The 2,151-nt window shown below is 61.7% G+C and carries 1 pseudogene; it reads right to left on the reverse strand.

Going from position 1 to position 2,151, the window contains the following annotated elements:
- Window positions 1–478: 478 nt before the first annotated feature.
- A pseudogene (locus PVW49_RS23580) lies at window positions 479–2,036 on the reverse strand (ISL3 family transposase).
- Window positions 2,037–2,151: the final 115 nt, after the last annotated feature.

The raw sequence follows: 2,151 nt of genomic DNA on the forward strand, positions 1-2,151 counted from the left end.
TAGTTTACGCCAGATCCTGTCCAAAAGATGGGGAGTAGCTCACTATTGACGAACGAACCTGTATCGGCGGGTTCAATTTAGACAAGATCAGGTTTCCATAGGAGTTGCAGTGATTTAAAAGAGTGTACATTGATTTCAGTTTAATTCGCTGGAAACGGTGGCTAAATACGGATGCCCGAGTGAGCAGAATGACCCATTTTTGCGACGTTCACGCCGAGCACTTCCTGAAAAGCACGCGGGACGCGGACATAACATGCCTACGCGACCGGTTCCTTGGTGCCGTTCCGCATACTACCTCTAAAAGTGCCCGTATCCTTGATGCCAGCGCAAGGTTCGGTCGGGACGCGCATTTCTTTCTGCGCGCCGGATACCGGGTCGAAGCTTTTGATGCCTCTCCAGCGATGCTAAGGGCGGCGTGTCAATCGGCATTGAATCCTGGCTCTGACTCAGTTTTGGTGCAACTTCGGCCTGCCTCAGATCAGAGCGCTTGAACGAGCCGCGCTTTGAGCAAGTCGATGTTCGCCCTTCCATACATCTGGCGTTTGAGCGTCTTGAGGCGGTTAATCTGCCCTTCAGTCTGCCCGTTCGACCATGGTTCCCGAAGCGCCGCGGCGACGGCTGCCTGATCGCGCCGCAGCCCGCGGGCAAAGGCACCGAGCAGCCCGTCCTCCGCTTCTTTCAGCCATCCTTCCAGCTCGTCTTCGCGAGCATTGCGTATCATGTCCGTAAACCGGTCGGTCAGCTTTCGGGCTGTGGCGAGAGCAGGCAAAGAAGCTTCGATCCTTGCGACCTGGATGGCATCCGCCTTGCACAGATGATCCCGGCCCAAGGTCAGGAGGCGGGCAATCTTGCGCGCGGGTGGCGATTTTTCTGTGCCCGATGGCGCGGCCCGCTCGGCACAGCGCTGGCGCGTGGCCCATTCCCCGACGACACGGAGGCTGCCCTGGAAACCATCGGCCCGCAGCCGGCGCCAGAGTTCGGCGCCGTTCCGGCAGCCGCCCGCCCATTCCTGCTCCAGTCGCGGCAGCCAAGGGGTCAGACTGCTCTCACGGATGCGGAAAACATCCTCGCGTTCCCCACGCAAAATCTGCCGGACGAGCTGGCGGCTGAGCCCTGTCTGGCGTGCCGATCCGCCGGATCGGCACGCCATCATCAGCCATTTGGCGAACCATCCGGTTGGTTTGCTGGCGGCGCAGATAGCCTTCGTATTGCAGCTTTTCAGCGGCCGTCAGCAGCTTTGGATCCAGTGTCTTTGCTCCGATCGCTTTGCGGATGGCAGGCATGTTACGTTGTACGGCGGCCAGGAAAGCCGCGCTCGCGTTTTCTAACAGGTGCCAGCGGTCGGCAACCTGAACCGCTTTTGGCAAGGCCCGTGAGACGGCACCGCCATAGCCTCCGTTGCGGTCTCGGGCGACGACCTCAATCCCCGGACGGGCCCGCAGCCAGGCCTCGACCGTGGCCGGTTCCCGGTCTGGCAGGAGGTCAATAACCCGGCGCCGCTCCAGATCGCAGATCAAAGTGCCGTATCGCTGCCCTTTCCGCCAAGCCCAATCGTCAATGCCTATAACGCGGAGATCACTGCTTGAGGCCTCAGCCGTGTCCCGGATGCTGCGGAGGAAAGTATCCTTGCTGACTGGCAGCAGGAGCCGTGCGGCGAGCGCTTGTGCCGGACGCCCGCCGAGTGCCAGGCCGAGGTGACGGACCAGTCCTTGCAGACGGGAGGTACGCCGCGCATGCGGCCGGGTCACGTCCGGTGGAAATCGCTCCGCAAATATCTTGGCTGGGCAACGCAGAGCACGGCAGCGAAAGCGGCGAACCAGCAGGACCAGTTCCACCTTCCGGCCATGCGCAGGAAGATCGGCAGGCCGCCGGCGGTACCTGCTGTGAACATGGCGCGAAGCCGTGCCGCAGCGCGGGCACGCCGCCGTGGCTTTGGCGGAACGCGAGTGGATCCGGACCGTGTCCCCAACAAGCTCAACCTGGTCGGCCTTGAGACCTGCTGGCAGGAAATCCCGCCGTGAAAACTGTGACGCCATCGGCAACCTCCTCCAAAACCTGCCAATATATAGCGCTTAGCAGGTTGGGCTGCACCAAATCTGCTTCAGAGCCAAAAGAAGCCGCCGCGTGGCCGGCGTCGGCCGGACCCGCTGG

Source organism: Marinovum sp. PR37, from assembly GCF_028807375.1.
GTDB lineage: Bacteria > Pseudomonadota > Alphaproteobacteria > Rhodobacterales > Rhodobacteraceae > Marinovum > Marinovum algicola.